The organism is Labedaea rhizosphaerae, from assembly GCF_004362825.1.
GTDB classification, from domain to species: domain Bacteria; phylum Actinomycetota; class Actinomycetes; order Mycobacteriales; family Pseudonocardiaceae; genus Labedaea; species Labedaea rhizosphaerae.
This window is the reverse complement of sequence record NZ_SNXZ01000001.1, coordinates 1,636,353-1,655,302: the sequence shown is the minus strand read 5'-3', so window position 1 is coordinate 1,655,302 and position 18,950 is coordinate 1,636,353. Positions and strand designations below refer to the sequence as shown.

Annotated in this window: 21 protein-coding genes; 9 read left to right on the top strand and 12 right to left on the bottom strand. The window is 71.0% G+C overall.

Features of this window, described 5'->3' with window-relative positions; translation table 11 throughout:
- Positions 1-11: 11 nt before the first annotated feature.
- On the top strand, positions 12-923 hold the full coding sequence (locus EV186_RS07905; protein ID WP_133848346.1) for a 1,4-dihydroxy-2-naphthoyl-CoA synthase: 912 nt from the start codon (positions 12-14) through the stop codon (positions 921-923).
- 64 nt (positions 924-987) lie between these two features.
- Here the strand turns inward: EV186_RS07905 and EV186_RS07900 are convergent, their stop codons facing one another.
- A complete protein-coding gene (locus tag EV186_RS07900; protein ID WP_243753874.1) occupies positions 988-1,839 on the bottom strand; it encodes an arylamine N-acetyltransferase family protein in 852 nt (283 codons plus the stop codon).
- Between the two features lie 27 nt (positions 1,840-1,866).
- Between EV186_RS07900 and menE the strand changes: the two genes are divergently transcribed.
- From menE to EV186_RS07875, 5 genes are all read left to right on the top strand, one after another.
- Positions 1,867-3,000 carry an o-succinylbenzoate--CoA ligase gene (gene menE / locus EV186_RS07895; RefSeq protein WP_133848345.1) on the top strand — a complete coding sequence of 378 codons (1,134 nt, stop codon included), beginning with the start codon at positions 1,867-1,869 and terminating at the stop codon, positions 2,998-3,000.
- A gap of 135 nt (positions 3,001-3,135) precedes the next feature.
- Positions 3,136-4,425 (top strand): tetratricopeptide repeat protein, encoded by a 1,290-nt coding sequence (locus tag EV186_RS07890; protein ID WP_133848344.1) that lies wholly within the window; start codon positions 3,136-3,138, stop codon positions 4,423-4,425.
- Positions 4,426-4,438: 13 nt separating this feature from the next.
- The gene (locus EV186_RS07885) at positions 4,439-5,203 is read left to right on the top strand and encodes an SDR family oxidoreductase (RefSeq protein WP_133848343.1); all 765 of its coding nucleotides are present in this window, start codon (positions 4,439-4,441) and stop codon (positions 5,201-5,203) included.
- 66 nt (positions 5,204-5,269) lie between these two features.
- Positions 5,270-6,496 carry a hypothetical protein gene (locus EV186_RS07880; RefSeq protein WP_133848342.1) on the top strand — a complete coding sequence of 409 codons (1,227 nt, stop codon included), beginning with the start codon at positions 5,270-5,272 and terminating at the stop codon, positions 6,494-6,496.
- Between the two features lie 22 nt (positions 6,497-6,518).
- A complete protein-coding gene (locus EV186_RS07875) occupies positions 6,519-7,391 on the top strand; it encodes a 1,4-dihydroxy-2-naphthoate polyprenyltransferase (RefSeq protein ID WP_133848341.1) in 873 nt (290 codons plus the stop codon).
- 58 nt (positions 7,392-7,449) lie between these two features.
- On the opposite strand, the gene EV186_RS07870 is transcribed toward EV186_RS07875, so the two are convergent.
- Together EV186_RS07870 and cds1 are read right to left on the bottom strand one after the other, a co-directional pair.
- Entirely contained in the window at positions 7,450-7,674 is a 225-nt protein-coding gene (locus tag EV186_RS07870; RefSeq protein ID WP_133848340.1) for a hypothetical protein, read from the bottom strand.
- Positions 7,674-8,780: an L-cysteine desulfhydrase Cds1 gene (gene cds1 / locus EV186_RS07865; protein WP_133848339.1), complete on the bottom strand. Its 1,107-nt coding sequence runs from the start codon at positions 8,778-8,780 to the stop codon at positions 7,674-7,676. Before cds1 ends, EV186_RS07870 begins: the two co-directional genes overlap by 1 nt.
- 98 nt (positions 8,781-8,878) lie before the next feature.
- Between cds1 and EV186_RS07860 the strand changes: the two genes are divergently transcribed.
- Positions 8,879-9,973 (top strand): DUF2330 domain-containing protein, encoded by a 1,095-nt coding sequence (locus EV186_RS07860; protein ID WP_133848338.1) that lies wholly within the window; start codon positions 8,879-8,881, stop codon positions 9,971-9,973.
- Here the strand turns inward: EV186_RS07860 and EV186_RS07855 are convergent.
- Together EV186_RS07855 and EV186_RS07850 are read right to left on the bottom strand one after the other, a co-directional pair.
- Positions 9,970-10,272 carry a DUF4229 domain-containing protein gene (locus EV186_RS07855; protein ID WP_133848337.1) on the bottom strand — a complete coding sequence of 101 codons (303 nt, stop codon included), beginning with the start codon at positions 10,270-10,272 and terminating at the stop codon, positions 9,970-9,972. The two genes, EV186_RS07860 and EV186_RS07855, sit on opposite strands and share 4 nt — an antisense overlap.
- A gap of 11 nt (positions 10,273-10,283) precedes the next feature.
- Entirely contained in the window at positions 10,284-10,766 is a 483-nt protein-coding gene (locus tag EV186_RS07850) for an Lrp/AsnC family transcriptional regulator (RefSeq protein WP_133848336.1), read from the bottom strand.
- 157 nt (positions 10,767-10,923) lie between these two features.
- On the opposite strand from EV186_RS07850, the gene EV186_RS07845 reads away from it, so the two are divergent.
- Positions 10,924-11,124, top strand: coding sequence for a BldC family transcriptional regulator (locus tag EV186_RS07845; RefSeq protein WP_133848335.1), 201 nt, complete (start codon positions 10,924-10,926; stop codon positions 11,122-11,124).
- Positions 11,125-11,219: 95 nt separating this feature from the next.
- Positions 11,220-11,405, top strand: coding sequence for a hypothetical protein (locus EV186_RS07840; protein ID WP_133848334.1), 186 nt, complete (start codon positions 11,220-11,222; stop codon positions 11,403-11,405).
- A 27-nt stretch (positions 11,406-11,432) separates the two neighbouring features.
- Here EV186_RS07840 and EV186_RS07835 read toward each other — a convergent pair whose 3' ends face one another.
- From EV186_RS07835 to hemL, 7 genes are all read right to left on the bottom strand, one after another.
- The gene (locus EV186_RS07835) at positions 11,433-12,755 is read right to left on the bottom strand and encodes a MinD/ParA family ATP-binding protein (RefSeq protein ID WP_424982205.1); all 1,323 of its coding nucleotides are present in this window, start codon (positions 12,753-12,755) and stop codon (positions 11,433-11,435) included.
- Positions 12,756-12,860: 105 nt separating this feature from the next.
- Entirely contained in the window at positions 12,861-13,856 is a 996-nt protein-coding gene (ccsB, locus tag EV186_RS07830) for a c-type cytochrome biogenesis protein CcsB (protein WP_133848333.1), read from the bottom strand.
- Positions 13,856-15,358, bottom strand: coding sequence for a cytochrome c biogenesis protein ResB (resB, locus tag EV186_RS07825; protein ID WP_133848857.1), 1,503 nt, complete (start codon positions 15,356-15,358; stop codon positions 13,856-13,858). Before resB ends, ccsB begins: the two co-directional genes overlap by 1 nt.
- Before the next feature lie 95 nt (positions 15,359-15,453).
- On the bottom strand, positions 15,454-16,224 hold the full coding sequence (locus EV186_RS07820; RefSeq protein ID WP_133848332.1) for a cytochrome c biogenesis CcdA family protein: 771 nt from the start codon (positions 16,222-16,224) through the stop codon (positions 15,454-15,456).
- Positions 16,225-16,404: 180 nt separating this feature from the next.
- A complete protein-coding gene (locus EV186_RS07815; RefSeq protein WP_133848331.1) occupies positions 16,405-16,980 on the bottom strand; it encodes a TlpA disulfide reductase family protein in 576 nt (191 codons plus the stop codon).
- Positions 16,977-17,606, bottom strand: a complete 630-nt coding sequence (locus EV186_RS07810) for a histidine phosphatase family protein (protein WP_133848330.1) — start codon at positions 17,604-17,606, stop codon at positions 16,977-16,979. The genes EV186_RS07815 and EV186_RS07810 overlap by 4 nt, the downstream gene beginning before the upstream one ends.
- Positions 17,603-18,910, bottom strand: a complete 1,308-nt coding sequence (gene hemL / locus EV186_RS07805; protein WP_133848329.1) for a glutamate-1-semialdehyde 2,1-aminomutase — start codon at positions 18,908-18,910, stop codon at positions 17,603-17,605. The genes EV186_RS07810 and hemL overlap by 4 nt, the downstream gene beginning before the upstream one ends.
- Positions 18,911-18,950: the final 40 nt, after the last annotated feature.

Here is an 18,950-nt window from a genome sequence, read left to right as displayed (position 1 = left end):
TTCTCCCAGGCGTGGCTGAGAACCCTGTTTCGGAGCTGTTCGACCCGGCCGAGTGGCGCGCGGTCGAAGGCTTCGAGTTCACCGACATCACCTACCACCGGGCGACCGGCACGGGCGCGGTCCGCATCGCCTTTGACCGGCCGGAAGTCCGCAACGCCTTCCGCCCGCACACCGTCGACGAGCTCTACACGGCGCTGGACCACGCCCGCATGTCCGCCGATGTCGGCTGCGTGTTGCTCACCGGCAACGGGCCGTCGGCCAAGGACGGTGGCTGGGCCTTCTGTTCCGGCGGTGACCAGCGGATTCGCGGCCGCTCGGGCTACCAGTACGCCTCCGGTGAGACTTCGGACACGGTGGACCCGGCGCGGGCCGGGCGGCTGCACATCCTGGAGTGCCAGCGGCTCATCCGGTTCATGCCCAAGGTCGTGATCGCGGTGGTGCCCGGCTGGGCCGCGGGCGGCGGACACAGCCTGCACGTGACCTGCGACCTCACCATCGCCAGCGCCGAGCACGCCAAGTTCAAGCAGACCGACGCCGACGTGGGCAGCTTCGACGCCGGCTACGGCTCGGCCTACCTGGCCCGGCAGGTCGGCCAGAAGTTCGCCCGCGAGATCTTCTTCCTCGGCCGCACGTACAGCGCCGAGCAGATGCACGCCATGGGCGCGGTTAACGAGGTCGTCCCGCACGCCGAACTCGAGGCGACGGCGCTGCAGTGGGCCAAGGAGATCAACGGCAAGTCGCCGACCGCGCAGCGGATGCTCAAATACGCCTTCAACCTGATCGACGACGGCCTGGTCGGCCAGCAGCTCTTCGCGGGCGAGACGACGAGGCTGGCGTACATGACGGACGAGGCGGTCGAGGGCCGGGACGCCTTCCTGGAGAAGCGGCCACCGGACTGGTCCCAGTTCCCCTACTACTACTAGCGCCTGCCCATCACTCGGTGAGCTGGCCGACCAACCCGGCCATCCAGCCAGACCCGGTCCCCAGCTAGCGCTTCGTGGCGAGGTAGGCCTCGTGGTCGGTGCACACGCGTGCCCACAAGGCCGCCTTGCGCCGCGAGTCCACATCGGACAGCGGCAACCCGAAAACCTCGGCCAGCACGGTGAAGTAGTCCGACGAGCCCTCGATCTGGGTGTCGCCGCGGCCGCTCGAGTCGATCACCGTCAGCACCCGGCCACGCAGTTCCGACACCGACTTCTCGTCCCGGCGCGCGGCGAGCACCACCCGCACGTGACCGGACTCGGGCGACGTCGACTGCCAGCGGTGGTTCTCGGCGAAGTCGGCGAGCACGGTGCCCTCGGGGGCGAAGTCGCAGCCCTCGAACGAGCCGAACGGGTCGTGGTCGAAGCGCCAGCCACCCGGCGCGACCGTCGACGGCCGGATCCCGAACGTCATCGGGCCCTGCGGGTAGCGGCCGGTGCGCAGCGGCACGGGTTCGTGCAGCCCGTCGCCGAGCCCGAGGTCGACCATCCACGTGCCCTCGTCCGGCAGCGTGACGGAGATCCCCAGGTGGTTGCCGCTGATCTCGCGCGGGTCGGTCGGGCGGCCCTGCACGCCCGCCCGGTGGCGGTGCACCTCGTAACCCAGCCACGCCAGCAACGCGCCGAACGCGCCGTTGAGGTGGTAGCAGTAGCCGCCGCGCCCGGCCAGCAGGTGCCGCACGGATTCGCCCGGGTCGACGCTTCGCTTGTCGCCCAACGCGATCCACACCGTCTCGTACGGGATGCGTTCGGCGTGGGCGCGGTGCAGTTCGATCAGCGTGTCCTTGGTCGGCGCCGGTCGCGCGGCCCAGCCGAGCCTGCGCAGGTACGCATGCAGATCCGCCGCCGACACCGCCACCCACCGAACCTTATGCATGATGGTCGCGTGCGTGAAGTGCTGCTCGACGGTGGGACCCGCGCGGTGCACGCCCTGGCCGAGGCGTTGTCCGAGGCCCTGGCCGGTGGGCCGGCCGTGCTGCCGGTCGCCGACGGATCCGTGCGCGCGGCCATGGCTCCGGACAAGCCCGTCGAACCGGGCACCGCTGTGATCGTCGCGACCTCCGGGTCGACCGGCGAGCCGAAGGGCGTCCTGCTCTCCGCCGGCGCGTTGCGGGCCTCGGCGGACGCGACGCACGAGCGGCTCGGCGGCCCGGGCGGCTGGCTGCTCGCCATGCCCGCGCACCACGTCGCGGGCATCCAGGTGCTGGTCCGGACCATTCTGGCCGGGCGCGACCCGGCGGTGCTCGACCTGACCGGCGGTTTCCGGCCGTCCACCTTCGTCGCCGCGGCGGCGCCGGTGCTGGCCACGCCCGGCCCGCACTACACGGCGCTGGTGCCCACCCAGCTCTCGCGGCTGGTGCGCGACGAGGCCGGGCTGGCGGCGTTGCGGGCGTTCGACGGCGTGCTGATCGGTGGCGCGGCCACCCCGCAGCGGCTGGTCGACCAGGCGCGGGCGGCGGGCGTGCGGATGTGGACGACCTACGGGATGAGCGAGACCGCGGGCGGGTGCGTGTACGACGGCGTGCCATTGCGTGGCGTGCGGGTCCGGCTGGGCGACGGCGGGGTGATCGAGCTCGGCGGCCCGACCCTGTCCCACGGCTACCGGCTGCGGCCGGAGCTGACCGCGCAAGCGTTTGCCGGCCAGTGGTTCCGCACGTCCGACCTGGGCCGGCTCGACGGCGACCACCTGACCGTCCTCGGCCGGGTCGACGACGTGATCAACACCGGCGGCGAGAAGGTCCCGGCCGCCGCGGTCGAGCGGGTGCTGTGCGCGCGACCGGGCGTCGGCGAGGCGTGCGTGGTCGGCCTGCCCGACCCGGAATGGGGCGAACGCGTGGTCGCCCTCGTCGTCCCCGACGGCACCCCGCCGGCCACCGCCGATCTGCAGGCCGCCGTCCGCGCGGAACTCGGCGCCGCCGCCACCCCCAAGGAGATCCGCTTCGCTCCCGCAATGCCCTTGCGCGGCCCCGGCAAGATCGACCGGACCGCCGTCCGCGCCACCCTCGCCCACGGGAACTAGCGGGCTGATTCCCGTCGGGCGGAGCAGGTGGGGGCTGTAGCAGAGCTGTGACGTGGTGATCACGGTGCGCGGAAGTCGGTGCGCAACGGTGAACCCCGCACGGCATGCAGCGACAGCGAACGAAGGGCCGACACCGTGGCGGGTAGTGGGAAGTGGGATCGACGGTCGGCGTTGCGGGCCGCGGCCGTCATGGCCGGGGTCGCGGCGGCCGCACCGCTGCTGGGCAGGTCGGCCACGGCGCAGCCCGGCCCCGGCCCGGATGCGGACGCGCTGTTCAAGGCCGGGCGGTTCGAGCAGGCCGGCCGCGCGTACGAGGAAATCCTGAAAAAGGACCCCACGAACGTGCACGCGGCCAGCCAACGCGGCTATGTCGCCCTGCTGTCCAACCGGTTCGCCGAGGCCGAGAAGTACCTCAAGATGGCCCTCGGCTTGGCGCCCGGCGACCCGAGCGCCAACAGGTTGATGGCCGATTGCTACCTGCGGCAGGACAAGTTGTCGCTCTCCGCGCACCATTTGCGCGTGCTCGGCGACGACGTCGACGCCACCTGGTTCGAGGCCGTCCACGGCGAGCCGTACCAGCTCCACGGTGACACCGCGCGGTTGCCCTGGCTGCAAATGGATCCGACACCGATGATCGAGGCCTCGGTCAACGGCGGCGCGCCGAAGCGCTTCATGTTCTACACCGGCGCCCCGTGGCTCGGCCTGTCCATGCAGGTGGCCGAGGAAGCCGGGCTGACCGCCGTCGCCAAGCAGAAGATCGACTACTTGGACGGCTACGCATGGCAGTACTTCGGGGTACTGGAATCCTTCAAGCTGGGCGACATCGAACTGCGCAACATCCCCGTGGGGTGGTCCGAAGCGGAAACCAACGCCGCTGATCCAGGCGGTGCGCACGACGGCCTCATCGGCTCGTGGGTCTTCTGGCACTTGCTGACCACCTTCGACTACGCGGGCCGCTCGCTGATCCTGCGCCGCCCCACCCCCGAAGCGATCGGCAAGGCACCTGCGGGAGCCGAGCCCCTGCCGCTGTGGCTGGCCGGCGGGCAGGAGATGTACAGCCTCGGCAGCATCGACGGCTCCGGCCCGCGGGTCACGGGCCTGTCCATCGGCGGGATCAGCGAGAACGTCGCGGTCATGTCGGTGGAAACGGCCAAGCAGCTGCGGATCCGCATCGACTACGACCGTCCACTGGAGACCTACGCCCACAGCCACCCGACCGTGGTCTACCCCTGCTTCCCGGACGAGGTCCGCCTCGGCGACGCCGCCGCCCGGGGGTTCTACAGCGTGGCGAGCCCCGACAGCAGGCCGCCGCGCTCCGGGTTCGACGTGCCGTTCACGCTGTTCCACCCGTTCTACAAGCCCTACAACCTCACGCTCGACTTCACCGGCATGAAAATGTACGTGGCTCGCGGCAAGGCCGGCTGACACACTGCGCGGCATGCGCGAGGACCTGACGGGACGGGTCGCCGTCGTCACGGGCGTGAGCAGGCGAGCCGGGATCGGACAGGCGATCGCGCGGCGGCTCGGCGAGCTGGGCGCGAGCCTGTTCCTGCACGGCTATCCACCGCACGACCGGGAACAGCCGTGGGGCGCCGATCCGGACGTGCCCGCCGGGTTCGCCGACGAGGAGGCGCACTTCGCGGCCGATCTCGCCGAGCCGGACGCGCCGCAGGCCCTGCTGGACGCCGCCGTCGCGCGGTTCGGGCACGTGGACGTGCTGGTGTGCAACCACGCGCAGAGCGGGCACGACGGTCCACTCGAGACGATGGACGCGGCGCGGCTGGACCGGCACTTCGCCGTGAACACGCGCTCGTCGATCCTGCTGGCCAAGGCGTTCGCCGCGCAGCACGACGGGCGCCGCGGCGGCCGGGTGCTCTTCCTGACCTCCGGCCAGGACCTCGGCCCGATGCCGGACGAGATCGCCTACGCGACCAGCAAGGGCGCGCTCGCGTCGATCACCAGGTCGCTGGCCGACCACCTCGCCGACCGCGGGATCACCGTGAACGCGGTCAACCCCGGCCCGGTGGACACCGGGTACGCGCCGCCGGCCGCACGCGAAGCGGTGGCCCGGCGCTTCCCGGCCGGTCGCTGGGGCGAGCCGGACGACCCGGCGCGGCTGATCGCGTGGCTCGCCACCGACGACGGCGAGTGGATCACGGGTCAGGTGATCAACACGGAGGGTGGGTTCCGGCGGTGGAGCTGACCACCATCAGGTGATCCCCCCGGACTTCGAGTTGCCGCACCGGCAAAGCGGATCTTCCCTCGGATCATGGGATCAACTACCAGGCTGGTGCGCGTGCTCGCCACCGTCGCGGTCGCGACGCTGGCGGCCGGCGCGAGCGCGGCCGTGCCACCGGCCGCCGCCGCGGCCACGAACGCGGCCACGAACGCGGCCAGGAACGCAGCCACAGACGACTGGACCATCGACGCGACGACGTTCACCGCGGACAGCAGCAACGTCCGGGCCGACGGCCCGACCGTCCGGCTCGCGGACGACGCGGACGACGCGGCCAAGGCGGCGAGCGCGGGCACCCCGGACCCGTGGGGCGTCGCCGTCTACCCGCCGCACACGCTGAGCACCCCGGCCACCGGCGTGACCGCCGACGCCGACCGCCACGGGGCCGAACTCGACGTGCGGGCCCGCCGCGCCGACGGCACCTGGAGCCAGTGGCTGCCGTTGCCGGCGGCGTTGCCCCTGCGCGCCACCCAGCTCCAGCTGCGCGCCGTGCTGACCGGCCAGGACGCCGCCGTCGGCCCGCTCACCGTGCACCCGGACGACTCGACCCGGATCCAGCCGGACTCCGCTGACAAGGCCGGGCTGAGCTACCGGGTCTACGCCACCCGCGAGGGGCTGATCGGCCACAAGACCGCGAACGGCCACAAGATCGCCAAGAAGGACCACTTCGTCGCGTTGCCGTCGCGACGGGCACTGGGTGCCAACGGCAGCGGCGAGTACAGCGTGCGGGTCTGCGCGAACAAGCGGTGCGCGTGGGCGCCGGTGTGGGACGTCGGCCCGTGGAACACCACCGACGACCACTGGAGCACGGGCACCCGGCGCCAGCGGTGGAAGGACCTGCCGCAGGGCACGCCGGAGGCGGATGCCGCGTACCGCAAGGGTTACAACAAGGGCAAGGACCAGTACGGCCGCAAGGTCAAGAACCCGTCGGGCATCGACCTGGCCGACGGCACGTTCCACGACGGGCTCCGGCTCAAGGGCAACTCCTACGTCACCGTGACCTACCAGTGGACGGGCACCGGCGCGGTCGGCACCGTGCACACCAACGGCATCCCGTTGAACGTGCGGTCGGGTGCGTCCAGCCAGCGCCCGAACGTCGGGGTCGCCGCCAACAAGGCCCAGGTGCGCGTCGAGTGCAAGCTCAGAGGGCTGTGGGTCAGCGGCACGTTCGGGCGCAACAACGTCTGGTACCGGCTCTACCCCGGCATGTACGTGGCGTCGGTGTATGTGTCGGGCGTCTCGGGCGTGCGCAACTGCTGATCCGGCAGGGCAAGATGGGCGCATGGCCACAGTCGCGGAGTGGATCGAAGGGGCTCGGCCCCGCACGCTGCCGAACTCCATCGCGCCGGTGCTGGTCGGCGCCGGCGCCGCGGCCGCGGTCGACGGGTTCTCCTGGGCGCGGACGGTGCTGGCCATGGTCGTGTCGGTGGCGCTGCAGGTCGGGGTGAACTACGCCAACGACTACTCCGACGGGATCCGCGGGACCGACGCCGACCGCGTCGGGCCGATGCGGCTGGTCGGGTCCGGGGCGGCCGGCGCGCGGTCGGTGCTGACGGCTGCGTTGGTGAGCTTCGCCGTGGCCGGGGTCGCGGGGCTCGGGTTGGTGGCGCTGTCCGGGTACTGGTGGCTGCTGGCCGTCGGCGCCGTGTGCATTGCCGGGGCCTGGTTCTACACCGGTGGTTCGAAGCCGTACGGGTATTCGGGCTGGGGCGAGGCCGCGGTGTTCCTGTTCTTCGGGTTGATCGGCGTGCTGGGCACGTTGTACGTCCAAATCGGACGGTTGACGGTGCTGGGCGTGCTCGGGTCGGTCGCCGTCGGCGCGTTCTCGGCGGCGGTGCTGGTGGCGAACAACTTGCGTGACGTGCCAACGGATCGGCTGTCGGGCAAGCGGACGCTGGCGGTGCGGCTCGGCGAGCAGCGCACGCGGGTGCTGTACTTCGCCCTGGTGGCCATTCCGTTCGTGGTGTCGATCCTCGCCGCGCTCGCCACCGCCTGGACTTTGGCCGGGTTGCTGGCGTTGCTGGTCGTGGGTCGGGCGGCTCGCAGCGTGGCGCAGGGCGTGAAGGGCATGGCGTTGATCCCGGTCCTGCGGGACACGTCGCTGGCCATGTTGGCGTGGGCCGCGCTGACCACCGTCGCGCTGGCGGTCAGCTGACTGCCTTGAATGGCCCATTCGGGGCACTGGACGTCTCGAATGCGACATTCAGGGCGGGCTACCAGGAGCTGTCGCGCAGGACGATGTTGCCCTCGCTGTCACCGTCAGTCCGGTCCGGCGCGGTGTCCGGCTGGGCGGCCTCGTCGGGATCGCTTGCCGGGGCGGACGGCAGGCCTTCGCGCTCGATCTTCTCCACGAGTTCCCGCACGGCCTCGGCCGAGCGCTCGAGCCGGGCCTCGGCCGCCCGGATCTCCGGGGTCTTCCACTCGGGCTCGGCCCCCATCACGTCGTGCTTTCCGTGACCAGCCGCGCGGCGCGCGCTGGTTCCGGCCAGTCCCCGGTGGCCAGGAAGTCGCCCAGGACCGCTTCGTGCGCGGTCAGGTCGAGCCCTTGCGCGGCCACCCACGCGTCGTCGTAGTAGGTGTGGCCGTAGCGCTCGCCGCCGTCGCAGAGCAACGTGACGACGCTGCCGGTGCGCCCGGCCGCCCGCATCTCGGCGACGATCTGGAACGCACCCCACAGGTTGGTGCCGGTCGAGCCGCCGACCCGGCGGCCCAGGATGACCTCGACGGCCCGGATCGCGGCGATGGACGCGGCGTCCGGCACCTTGATCATCCGGTCGATCACCTCGCCGACGAACGACGGCTCCACCCGCGGGCGGCCGATGCCCTCGATGCGGGAGCCGCGACAGCCGGTCAGGTCGCGGGCGCAGTCGTGCCACGCGTCGTGGAAGACGGAGTTCTCCGGGTCGACGACGGCGAGCCGGGTGCGCAGCCTGCGGTACCGGATGAACCGGCCGATGGTGGCGCTGGTGCCGCCGGTGCCCGCGCCGACGACGATCCACGCCGGCTCGGGGTCGGGTTCCAGGCGCATCTGCTCGAAGATCGACTCGGCGATGTTGTTGTTGCCGCGCCAGTCGGTGGCCCGCTCGGCGTAGGTGAACTGGTCGAGGTAGTGCCCGCCGAGCTCGTCGGCCAGCCTGCGGGACTCGGCGTAAATGGCGCCGGGCTCGTCGACGAAGTGGCACCGCCCGCCTTGGCGCTCGATCAGCGCGACCTTCTCGGTGCTGGTCGAACGCGGCATCACGGCGATGAACGGCAGCCCCAGCATCCGGGCGAAGTACGCCTCCGAGACCGCCGTGGACCCCGAGGACGCCTCGATCACCGGCGTGCCTTCGGTGACCCAGCCGTTGCACAGCGCGTACAGGAACAGCGAGCGAGCGAGGCGGTGCTTGAGCGAGCCGGTCGGGTGGGTGGACTCGTCCTTGAGGTAGAGCCGCACGCCCCACTCCGCGGGCAGGGGAAACGGGAGGAGGTGGGTGTCGGCGCTGCGGTTGGCGTCGGCGTCGATCAGCCGAATAGCCTCACACACCCAGTCACGGTCACTCATGGACAGTGACGCTAACCGGTCAAGCATCACGATTCGTCATCGCTGCGAACCCGATCAGGCGCGCACTCCGTCAGTTCGGCAACGACAGGAGGGGTGTCATGCGCAGGGGAATCAGCAGAACACTGACCGTCGCGGTCCTGGCGGGCGGGCTCGGGGTGGCCTCGCCGCTGGCCGCGCAGGCGTGCGGGTGCGGTGGGTTCGTGGCCGACGAGAAGGTGAGCGTGCACCAGGAGACCGCCGTGGTGCAGCTGACGCCGGGGCACGAGGTGGTGAGCATGCAGTTCGCCGCCGACACCACGGCGACCAAGGCGGCCTGGGTCATGCCGGTGCCAAGGCGGGCGTCGATGGAGCTCGGCGACCAGGCGCTGTTCGACCAGCTCGAGCAGCTCACCGCGCCCGAGGTCCGCACCGTCGAGGTCGAGGGGGACGACGACGGCGACGGCCGCGGCGCGGGGGCCGCCCCGCCGTCGAGCGCGCCGCCGGTGAGCGTGACCGACCGCGTGACGCTCGGCCCGTACGACGTCGCCCAGCTGACCGGCTCCGACCCGAAGGCCGTCGCCAAGTGGTTGACCGACAACGGGTTCACGATCTCCCCGAAGCTGTCCGAGGGCTTGGCGAAGTACCTGTCCGACGGCTGGCAGGTGGTCGCGGTCAAGATGTCCGGCGCCGGCGACCACTCGCTCGGTGGCGTGCTGCCGCCGCTGCGGGTCAGCTTCGACTCGCCGCGGGCCGTCTACCCGATGCGGCTGTCCGCGGGCGCCTCGACACCGCAGTCGCTGCGCCTCTACGTGCTGGCCGACCACAAGATGAGCGCGACCTCACCGGCTCCGGCCGACGGCGAGCTCCAGCTCTACTTCGCCGGCGTCAACGACCAGGCCCGATACCCGGCGGTGCCCGCCACGGCCGGCACGCCGACGTTCGTCACCCGCTACGACGGCGACTGGCCGACGCCCTCGGACATCACCGATGACATTTCCTTTACCCAGGCGCCCGACGACCAGCCGTACAAGACGGTGATCACGCAACGCAAGGTCGTGCACCACTCCGTCACCGCGGCGGCCGATTCCAGCGACTCGAAAAGTGATTTCTGGCACTCCGGCACCGCGTTGACGCTGGGGATCGTCGTCCTGGCGCTCGCGCTGGTCTCGACGGCCACGGGCGCGGTGATGCTCAGCCGGCGGCGTCGGCCCTAGTCGTCTTTGCCCTGGTCATCGGCGGTCTCGTCGCCACGGAGCTGGGCGCGCAGGCGCTGCCGCTCGTCGTAGCGGGCCTTGTTCCGCTCGGCCAGCCCGGTGGTGACCCGCTGGTTCAGGCCGCGGAACAGTAAAAGACTCAAAGGGAAACCGGCGACCAGCGCGATGGCCAGGGCCACGAGCAAAGGAACTTTGACCAGGGCGAGCACGACCGTGAGCGCCGCCACGAGCACCACCCGCGCCAGCGTGTAGAGCACGAGGTCGCGCCCGAACCGGTTCCCGCCGCCCGCCTGTTCCACAACCACCGACGCTACCGCCCTGCCTGTTCGACGTCGGGATCACCGTAGTGCTCGACGGGGTTCGGCCGGCCCTCGAACCGGGTGGAGAGCACGACGGTGGTCCGGGTGCGGGACACGCCCTCCAGGCGGCGCAGCCGGCCCAGCGTGTGCTCGAGTTCGTCGACCGTGCCGACCCGGACCTTGACGATGAACGCCTCGTCACCAGCGACGGCGTAGCAGGACTCGACCTCGGGCTGGCGGCCCAGGGAGGTGGCGACCTCTTCCTGCTCACCGTTGTCGGAGAGCTGGATGCCGACCAGCGCGGTGACGCCGAGGCCGACCGTGCGCGGGTCCACGACGGCGTGGTAGCCCGTGATGACCCCGGTCGTCTCCAGTTTGCCGACGCGTTCGTGCACCGCCGACGCCGAGAGCCCGACCTGCCGGCCGAGGTCGGCGTAGGTCACGCGTCCGTTGGTGCGCAGGGCCGCGATGATGCGGCGGTCGACGTCGTCCACGCCGGGCACTTTACGACGTCGGCGTCCATGTCCGATCCCGCCGTTTTGTCCCTTACTACCTCTTTACCATCTGACAACCGTTCGAGTACCTGACGGGCGAGATGCCACGATCAGACCGGTACGCCTGATCCGCCAAGTCGAAACGAGGGAGGCCACCATGACCATCGCGCATGTCGGCGAGCGCCTGCTGACACCGGGAGAGGTCGCCGCGTTGTTCCGTGTCGACCCGAAGACGGTCACCCGCTGGGCCACCGCGGGCCGCATCGGTTCGATCCGCACCCCGGGCGGGCACCGCCGGTTCCGGGAGTCCGAGGTCAAGACCCTGCTCGCCGAGCTGACGACCGAAGCAACCGGCTGATCCGTTATTCGGTACATAACGGACGGGTGCGGATGAACGCGCAGGACCGGCACTTGGGCTACCCTCGGTGACGATGCTTGAGGAAGGTGGCCAGAATGTTGTTCGTCCTCGCCGCGATCGGTCTCGTCACCATCGCTGTGCTGCTGTGGCGTGCTTTCGGGGTGCCTGCCAACGAGCCCACGCCACGCAGCACCCGGCCCCGGCGCGTGACCGCGCCCGACGACGATCCTGAGTTCCTGCGCAGCCTCGACAAGCGCAAGCCCGAGGACGGGGGCGCGTAACAAGCTCAGCGCCGACCCCGAGCGGGCTCAGGCCGGGAAGTCCTCCGCGACCGTCGCCGCCATCTCCAGCAACGCCAGGCGGGTGGCCGGGGCAAGCCGGTCGAGCTCGATCTCCGCGCCTTCTTCCAGGTGTGCGTCGAACGGGATCCGGCACACCGCCCGGCAGCGGGCGTTGAAGTGCTGGGACAGCTTGTCCAGGTCGACCGAGCCGGAACCCGGGCGCACCGAGTTGATCACCGCGACGGACTTGGCGACCAGCAGGCGGTAGCCGTGGGCGTCGAGCCAGTCCAGCGTCGCCGACGCGCTGCGGGCGCCGTCCACCGAACCGGACGACACGATCACCAGCGAGTCCGCCAGGTCGAGCACGCCCTTCATGGCCGAGTGCATCAGGCCGGTGCCGCAGTCGGTGAGCACGATGTTGTAGAAGTGCTCGAGCAGCTGGACCGTGCGCCGGTAGTCGTCCTCGCTGAACGCCTCCGAGACCGCCGGGTCCTGCTCGCTGGCCAGCACCTCGAGCCGCGACGGACCCTGTGAGGTGTACGCGCGGATGTCGCTGTAGCGGGTGATCCGGTCGACGTCGCGCAGCAGGTGCCGCACGGTCGCCGTGGTCTCCAGCGGGATCTTCTGGCTCAGCGTGCCGCGGTCGGGGTTGGCGTCCACGGCGATCACGCGGTCGCCGCGCAAAGACGCGAACGTCGAGCCCAGCGTCGTGGTGGTCGTGGTCTTGCCGACGCCGCCCTTGAGGCTCAGCATCGCGATCTTGTAGCAACCCCGCAGCGGCCGGTTGACCCGCGTGATCAGCTCGCGCCGCTTGACGTCCATCGGCGCTTCGCCGGGGTTGATCATGTGGCCGCTGGCCACGTACACCGCACGCCGCCAGCCCGAGGACGGCGCCCGCTTCTGCTGCTTGATCAACCGCGCCGACGACAGCTCGTGCTCGGTGGAACCGGTCGGCTGCTGCGGCGAACTCCACTGCGACTGCGCCGCGTACGGGTTGTGCTGCTGCGGGTTCTGTTGGTTCTGTGGCTGCTGCTGGTAGCCCGGCGGCGGCGCGTACTGCGGCTGCGGCGCGTACGGGTGCTGCGGCTGCTCGTAGCCCTGCGGCGCGGACGGCGTCTGGTCGATGTAGGGCGGCAACGCGGGCGTGCCGCCGGGCGGCGTGCCCGGGTAGCCCTGCGGTTGCTGGACCCCTGCTAGTTGAACAGGTGTCCCACCCGAAGGCGTCGCCGGGTGCTTGGTCGAATCGGTTCGGTCGTCGTGCTCGAGATGCGTGCTCTCGGTGGTCACCTGCTCGCCGGTCGTCCAAGCGCCATCCGGCCGCGGCGCAGACTCGTCATAACGTCCGTTCACCGCTGCTGTCCTCCCGCACAATCCCGTGTCGACCCCGGTATCCCCGGGTGCGACGTTAGTCGCCGCACCCGGTGACGCCTGACAGAGGGGTCGAACGATGCCAGTTCAGCCGAGACCCGCGTAGGAATGCAGCCCTGCCGTTACCAGGTTGATGAAGAACAGGTTGAACACCATCGCGGCGAACCCTAGGACGTTGATCGCCGCGGCTTTGGTTCCCCGCCACCCGGCAGTCGCGCGGGCGTGCAGGTACGCGGCGTAGATGACCCAGGCGACCAGCGCGCAGGTCTCCTTGGGGTCCCAGTTCCAGAACCGGCCCCACGCCGACTCGGCCCAGATCGCCCCGCACACCACGCCGAAGGTGAAGACCGGGAAGGCGATGATCGTGGTGCGGTAGGCGATGCGGTCGAGCACGTCGAGGGCGGGCAGCCGGCCGGCGAACCGCCCGAACCGCGCCGGGTTCTTCTCGTTGGCCGACTTGACCAGGTACAGCACGCTCGCCACGCCGGGCACCAGCAGGATGCCGCTCGCGGACGCGGCCGCGGAGACGTGGATGACCAGCCAGTACGACTGCAGCGCGGGCTGCACGGGCGCGGCCGCGGTGTAGAGCACCGTGCCGCCGAGGAACATCAGCACGACGATCGGCAGCAGCACGAACGCGGTGAGGCGGCGGACCGGGAAGCTGCGGATCAGCACGATCCAGGCGATCACGGCGACCAGGCACACCGCGGAGCCGTACTCGTACATGTTGCCCCACGGCACCCGCTCGGTCGCGAAACCGCGGGCCAGCACGGCACCGAGGTGCAGCAACGCGCCCAGCACCAGCAGGGCGAAGCCCATCCGTCCGATCCGGTCCCCGCGGTCCGCCTTGGGCGCCTCGGGTTCGTCGGAGTCGTCGGTGTCCTCAGTGTCGTTGGTGTCGTCGAGCTCGGCCGGGCCGCCGACGGTGGCGAGCTGCTTGGCCTCGACCTCGAGCTTGGCTTTGCCGGGCGCGCGGTGCATCGCCTGCTCGACCAGGAAGAAGATCATCGCGAGTACGTAGATGACCACCGCGGTGCCATAGGCCCAGTCGCTGTAGGTGGCCAGGGTTTCGTTGACCGGCATCAGGTCTCCTTGTCCCCGAGGAGGGCGCGTTCGATCCGCGCGAACTCCTCGCCGTAACCCGCCTGATCGGTGCGCGCGAGCCCACCGACTGCGACCACCGTACGTCCCCCGGCGTCGTCTCCGGTTGCTGGGGTCGCGCGCACCCAGACCCGGCGGCGCTTCACGGTGAGTGACGTCCCGAGGCCGAGCACGATCAGCAACGCGAACGCGAGCACCCAGAGTTGCGTCGGGTCGTGCGACACCTGGAGGTTCACCCACGGACGCAGACCCTCGAAGGTGATCTCGGTGCCGTCGTCGAGCTTCATGCTCTCGCCCGCGCGCAGGTTCTGCCGGGCCACCCGCTTGAGCGCCCCACTGTCCACCATGGACTGGTCCACGGAGAAGATCGACTGCCCACGCCCGGAATCGATGCCGAGGTCGCCGCGCAGCACGTCGATCGCGACGGCCGGGCTGAGCGCGTCCGGGAACACCGACTGCAGCAGCGTCCCGTCGAAGGCGGCGGTCGGGGCGAGCAGGCCGGTGATCGCCAGCTGCTTGGTGCGCCGCTGCGCCGGGTCGGTCACGCCGGGCGGGTCGAACTTGGTGGCGCCCTGTGACAGGAAGTTCTGGATGTTGACCGGCTCCCACTGGGTGGTGTGGGTGCGGGTCTCGCCGTTGGGGAACTTCACGGTGAAGACCGGCGCGTAGCCGTGACCCGACAGGTAGATCCGGTCGCCCGCGGTCCGCAGCGGGTCGTTGACCCGCAGCGTGTAGGGCCGCCACGTGCCGTTGTCCAGGTCGGCGCCGGACTGGTACTCGATGTCGGCGTGGAAGCTCTCGGCCGCGCCGCTGGGCAGGTACCCGGCGGAGAAGTCGTTGATCTTCACGCAGAACGGGTCGAGGTCGGTGCCGTCGATCTCGATGCCCGGGCGGAACGAGTCGTAGTTCAGCACGCCGGAGTTGCAGAACTGCGAGCCGTCGGCCATGACGATGACGTCGCCCTCGTAGCTGAAGAGCTTGCCGATGGCCAGGCTCACGATCAGCCCGAGCATGGCGAAGTGGAAGACCAGGTTGCCCGCCTCGCGCAGGTAACCGCGCTCGGCCGACAAGGTGCGAGCGCCGTCCTCCTCCTCGCGTTCGACGATCCGCCAGCGGCGCAGGCGCTGCCTGGCCGCCGCGATGACCTCGTCGGGGTCGTCGTCGACGGTCTTGGTGGCGTGGTGCGGCAGGCGGGCCAGGTTGCGCGGCACCAGCACCGGCTTCGCCCGCAACGCCTTGACGAAGTCCCAGGTGCGCGGCGTGAGGCAGCCGACGAGGGAGATGAACAGCAGCAGGTAGATCGCCGAGAACCAGACGCTGGAGTAGACGCCGAAGAACTGCAGGCGGTCCAGCAGCTCACCCCACCAGCCGTGCGCGGCGATGTAGTTGGCGGTCTTGGTCGCGTCGAGGTTGCGTTGCGGCAGCAGGGCGCCGGGCAGGGTGGCGAGCGCGAGCAGGAACAGCAGGACCAGCGCGATGCGCATGGACGTCAGGCCGCGCCAGGTGTTGCGCAGCAACGCGAGGATCGGGTTGACGCGTCTGCGCGGCGGCTGGACGTCGGGTTTCTCTTCGATGACCGTCACAGCGGCACCGTCGAGTTCGACACGACCGTCTCCCGAAGCCACGAGATGATGTCCCCCCACAGTCCGCTGACCAGCAACACGCCGACGACCAGCAGCAGGCCGCCGCCGACCAGCTGCACCTTGCGCCCGTTGCGGCGCAGCCACCCGGACGCACGCACCGCCCACCGCGCGCCGAGCGCGATCACCAGGAACGGCACGCCGAGCCCGAGGCAGTAGACGGCCGCGAGCCAGAACCCGCGCGCGGTGCCGCCGTCGGTGCCGCTGGCGATGGCGAACACCCCGGCCAGCGTCGGTCCGATGCACGGCGTCCAGCCGAGCCCGAAGATCGCGCCGAGCACCGGCGCACCGATCAGTCCCGCCGTCGGCACCTTGTGCGAGCGGAACTCGCGCTGCATCCCGGGGACGAGGCCGAGGAAGACCAGGCCCATCAAGATCGTGAGCACGCCGCCGATGCGCTGCAGCAGGTCCTCGTTGAGCAGCAGGGCGTCGGAGAGCCACACGAGCGCGCCCATGCCGGCGATGAAGATCACGGAGAACCCGGCCACGAACAGCAGCGCCGCGCCGAGCACCCGGAAGCGACCCTGCTTGGCCGGCTCGTCCTCGCGCACCGGCGGCGCGTCGGCCCCTACCAGCCCGGCCAGGTAGGCCAGGTAGCCGGGCACGAGCGGCACCACGCACGGCGACGCGAACGACACGGCCCCGGCAGCCAGCGCGAGCCCGCTGGCCAGCAGCAGCGGGCCGGAGGCGGCTAGCTGCGTCGGGTCCACCCGTTCAGGGTAAGGACCGCCATGTGAGAGCCCGGTTCCGCCCCGTCGAACGGTGGCCCCGCCCACACCCAAGAGGACGACGGCCCAGCGAGGCCAGGCAGCACCAACGAGCGCCGCTGAGCCTGAGCCGAGCCAATCGGCAAGCCGCGCACAAGTCCCCCAACACCGCGGAGAGCCGGGCTACTTCTCCTTGGCGAGCTTGTCCACCAACGGCTGGATGTCCGAGGCCAGGACGCTGCGCAAGTACACCGCAGCCACCCGGTGCTGCCGGTCCAGGATGATCGTCGACGGCACCGTGTTCCGCGGATACCCCTTGAGGCTCAACAAGGAACGTGCAGCCGGGTCGTAGATCGACGGGTACGTGATCTTCTGGTCACGCACGAAGTCCTGCGGGAAGCTCCGGTCGTTGTCCCGCAGGTCGATCCCCAGCACGGTCACGCCCGACGCGCGAGTCTGGTCGTAGAGCTGCTGCAACTGCGGCGCCTCCACCCGGCACGGCGGGCACCACGCCCCCCAGAAGTTGATCACGACGACCTGGCCGCGGAAGTCGTTGAGCGAGAGCGGTTTGCCTTCCTGCAGCAAGTCCTCGCCGCTGAGGTTGGAGATCGGCTTGCGGTCGTCGCCGGTGTACGTGATGTCGGTCTTGCCACCGGGGGACACGAGCTCGAACGTCCCGGTGTCCGGCCGCGCGTCCTTGTCCGTCGCGCACCCGGCCAAGGTCAAGGCCGCCAGCACCGCGAGCAGAACCCGCCTCATGCGCCGGTCACCTTCGGGTTGGACGCCCCCGCGGGCTCCGTGTACCGGATCGCGACCAGGCGCTCGTCGTCGAACTCCAGGCTGGTCAGCGACGCCAGCGAGCACTGCCGCCTGCGCGGGTCGTGCCAGAGCCGCTTGCCCTCCAGGAACCGGCGGATCGTCCACACCGGCAGCTGGTGCGACACGCACACGGCCTCGTGCCCGATCGCCGCCGCTCGCGCGCGGTGCACGGCGGCCAGCATGCGGTGGGCCACCTTCAGGTACGGCTCACCCCACGACGGGCGGAACGGGTTGCGCAGCAGCGGCCAGTTGCGGGGCGAGCGCAGGGCACCGTCGCCGACCGAGACGCGCTGGCCCTCGAAGGCGTTCTCCGACTCGATCAGCCGGTCGTCGGTGGCGAGTTCCAGGCGGTGCGAGTCGGCGATCGGCGCCGCGGTCTGCCGCGCACGCTCCAAAGGGGACGCGACGACGTGCACGATGTCGTTGCCCGCCAAGAACTCCGCGACGGTCAGGGCCTGGCGCTGGCCGGTGTCCGACAGCCGGTACCCGGGCAGGCGCCCGTAGAGGATGCCGTTGGGGTTGTAGACCTCGCCGTGACGCAGCAGGTGGACGATCGTGCGCGTCACTGGGGCACCGCCACGGATGACGCCGCCTGCGCCGCCGCGGGCAGCGCGCGTTCGATCACTTCGAAGGCCGCGTCGTCCATCGCCGCGTTGACGAACCACGCCTCGAACGCGCTCGGCGGCGGGTAGACCCCGCCGTCCAGCAGGGCGTGGAAGAACGGCGCGAACCGCGCGGTGTCGCAGGCCTTGGCACCGGCGTAGTCGCGCACGGGCTGGTCGGTGAAGAACACGCTGACCAGGTTGCCCGCGTACTGCACCTGGTGCGGCACGCCCGCGGCGGACAGCGCCTTGCCGAACAGGTCGCCGAGGCGCTGGGCGTTGGCGTCCAGGGCCTGGTAGACCCCGGCGTCGGCATTGCGCAGGGTCGCCAGGCCCGCGGCGACCGCGACGGGGTTCCCCGACAGCGTCCCCGCCTGGTAGACCGGCCCGATCGGCGCCAGCGCGGCCATCACGTCGGCGCGTCCGCCGAACGCGGCGGCAGGCAGCCCGCCCGACATGACCTTGCCGAACGTGTAGAGGTCGCCGGCCACGCCTTCCAGGCCGTACCAACCGGATCGCGAGACCCGGAACCCGGTCATCACCTCGTCGATCACCAGCAACGCCCCGTGCTGCGTGCACAGCTCCTTGAGCCCGGCGTTGAAACCGTCGACCGGCGCGATCGCGCCCATGTTGCCCGCGGCCGCCTCGGTGATCACCGCCGCGATCGTGTCGCCGTGCTCGGCGAACGCGGCCTGGACCGCGCTCAAGTCGTTGTAGGGCAGGACGAGCGTGTCCTGCGCCTGCGCGCCGGTCACGCCGGGCGTTGTCGGGAGACCGAGGGTGGCGACGCCGGAGCCCGCGTCGGCGAGCAGCGCGTCGACGTGGCCGTGGTAGCAGCCGGCGAACTTGACGATCTTGCTGCGCCCGGTGAACCCGCGGGCCAGCCGGATCGCGCTCATGGTCGCCTCGGTGCCGGAGTTGACCAGGCGCACCTGCTCGACCGGCGCGACCCGGTCGATGAGCTCGGCGGCCAGCTCGACCTCGCCCTCGGTCGGCGTGCCGAACGACAGGCCGCTGGTCGCCGCCGTGCGCACCGCGTCGACGACGGCCGGGTGCGCGTGCCCGAGGATCATCGGGCCCCACGAGCTGACCAGGTCGACGTAGCGGTTGCCGTCGGCGTCCCAGAGGTAGGGGCCCTCGCCGCGGACCATGAACCGCGGTGTGCCGCCGACCGCCTGGAAGGCGCGGACCGGCGAGTTCACCCCGCCGGGCGTCACCGCCCGCGCGCGCTCGAACAGTGCCTGCGAACGATCCACCGAGCCAGTCACGTCCGCCAGTCTTCCAGGTGCACCCGAGTGACCGGCGGCA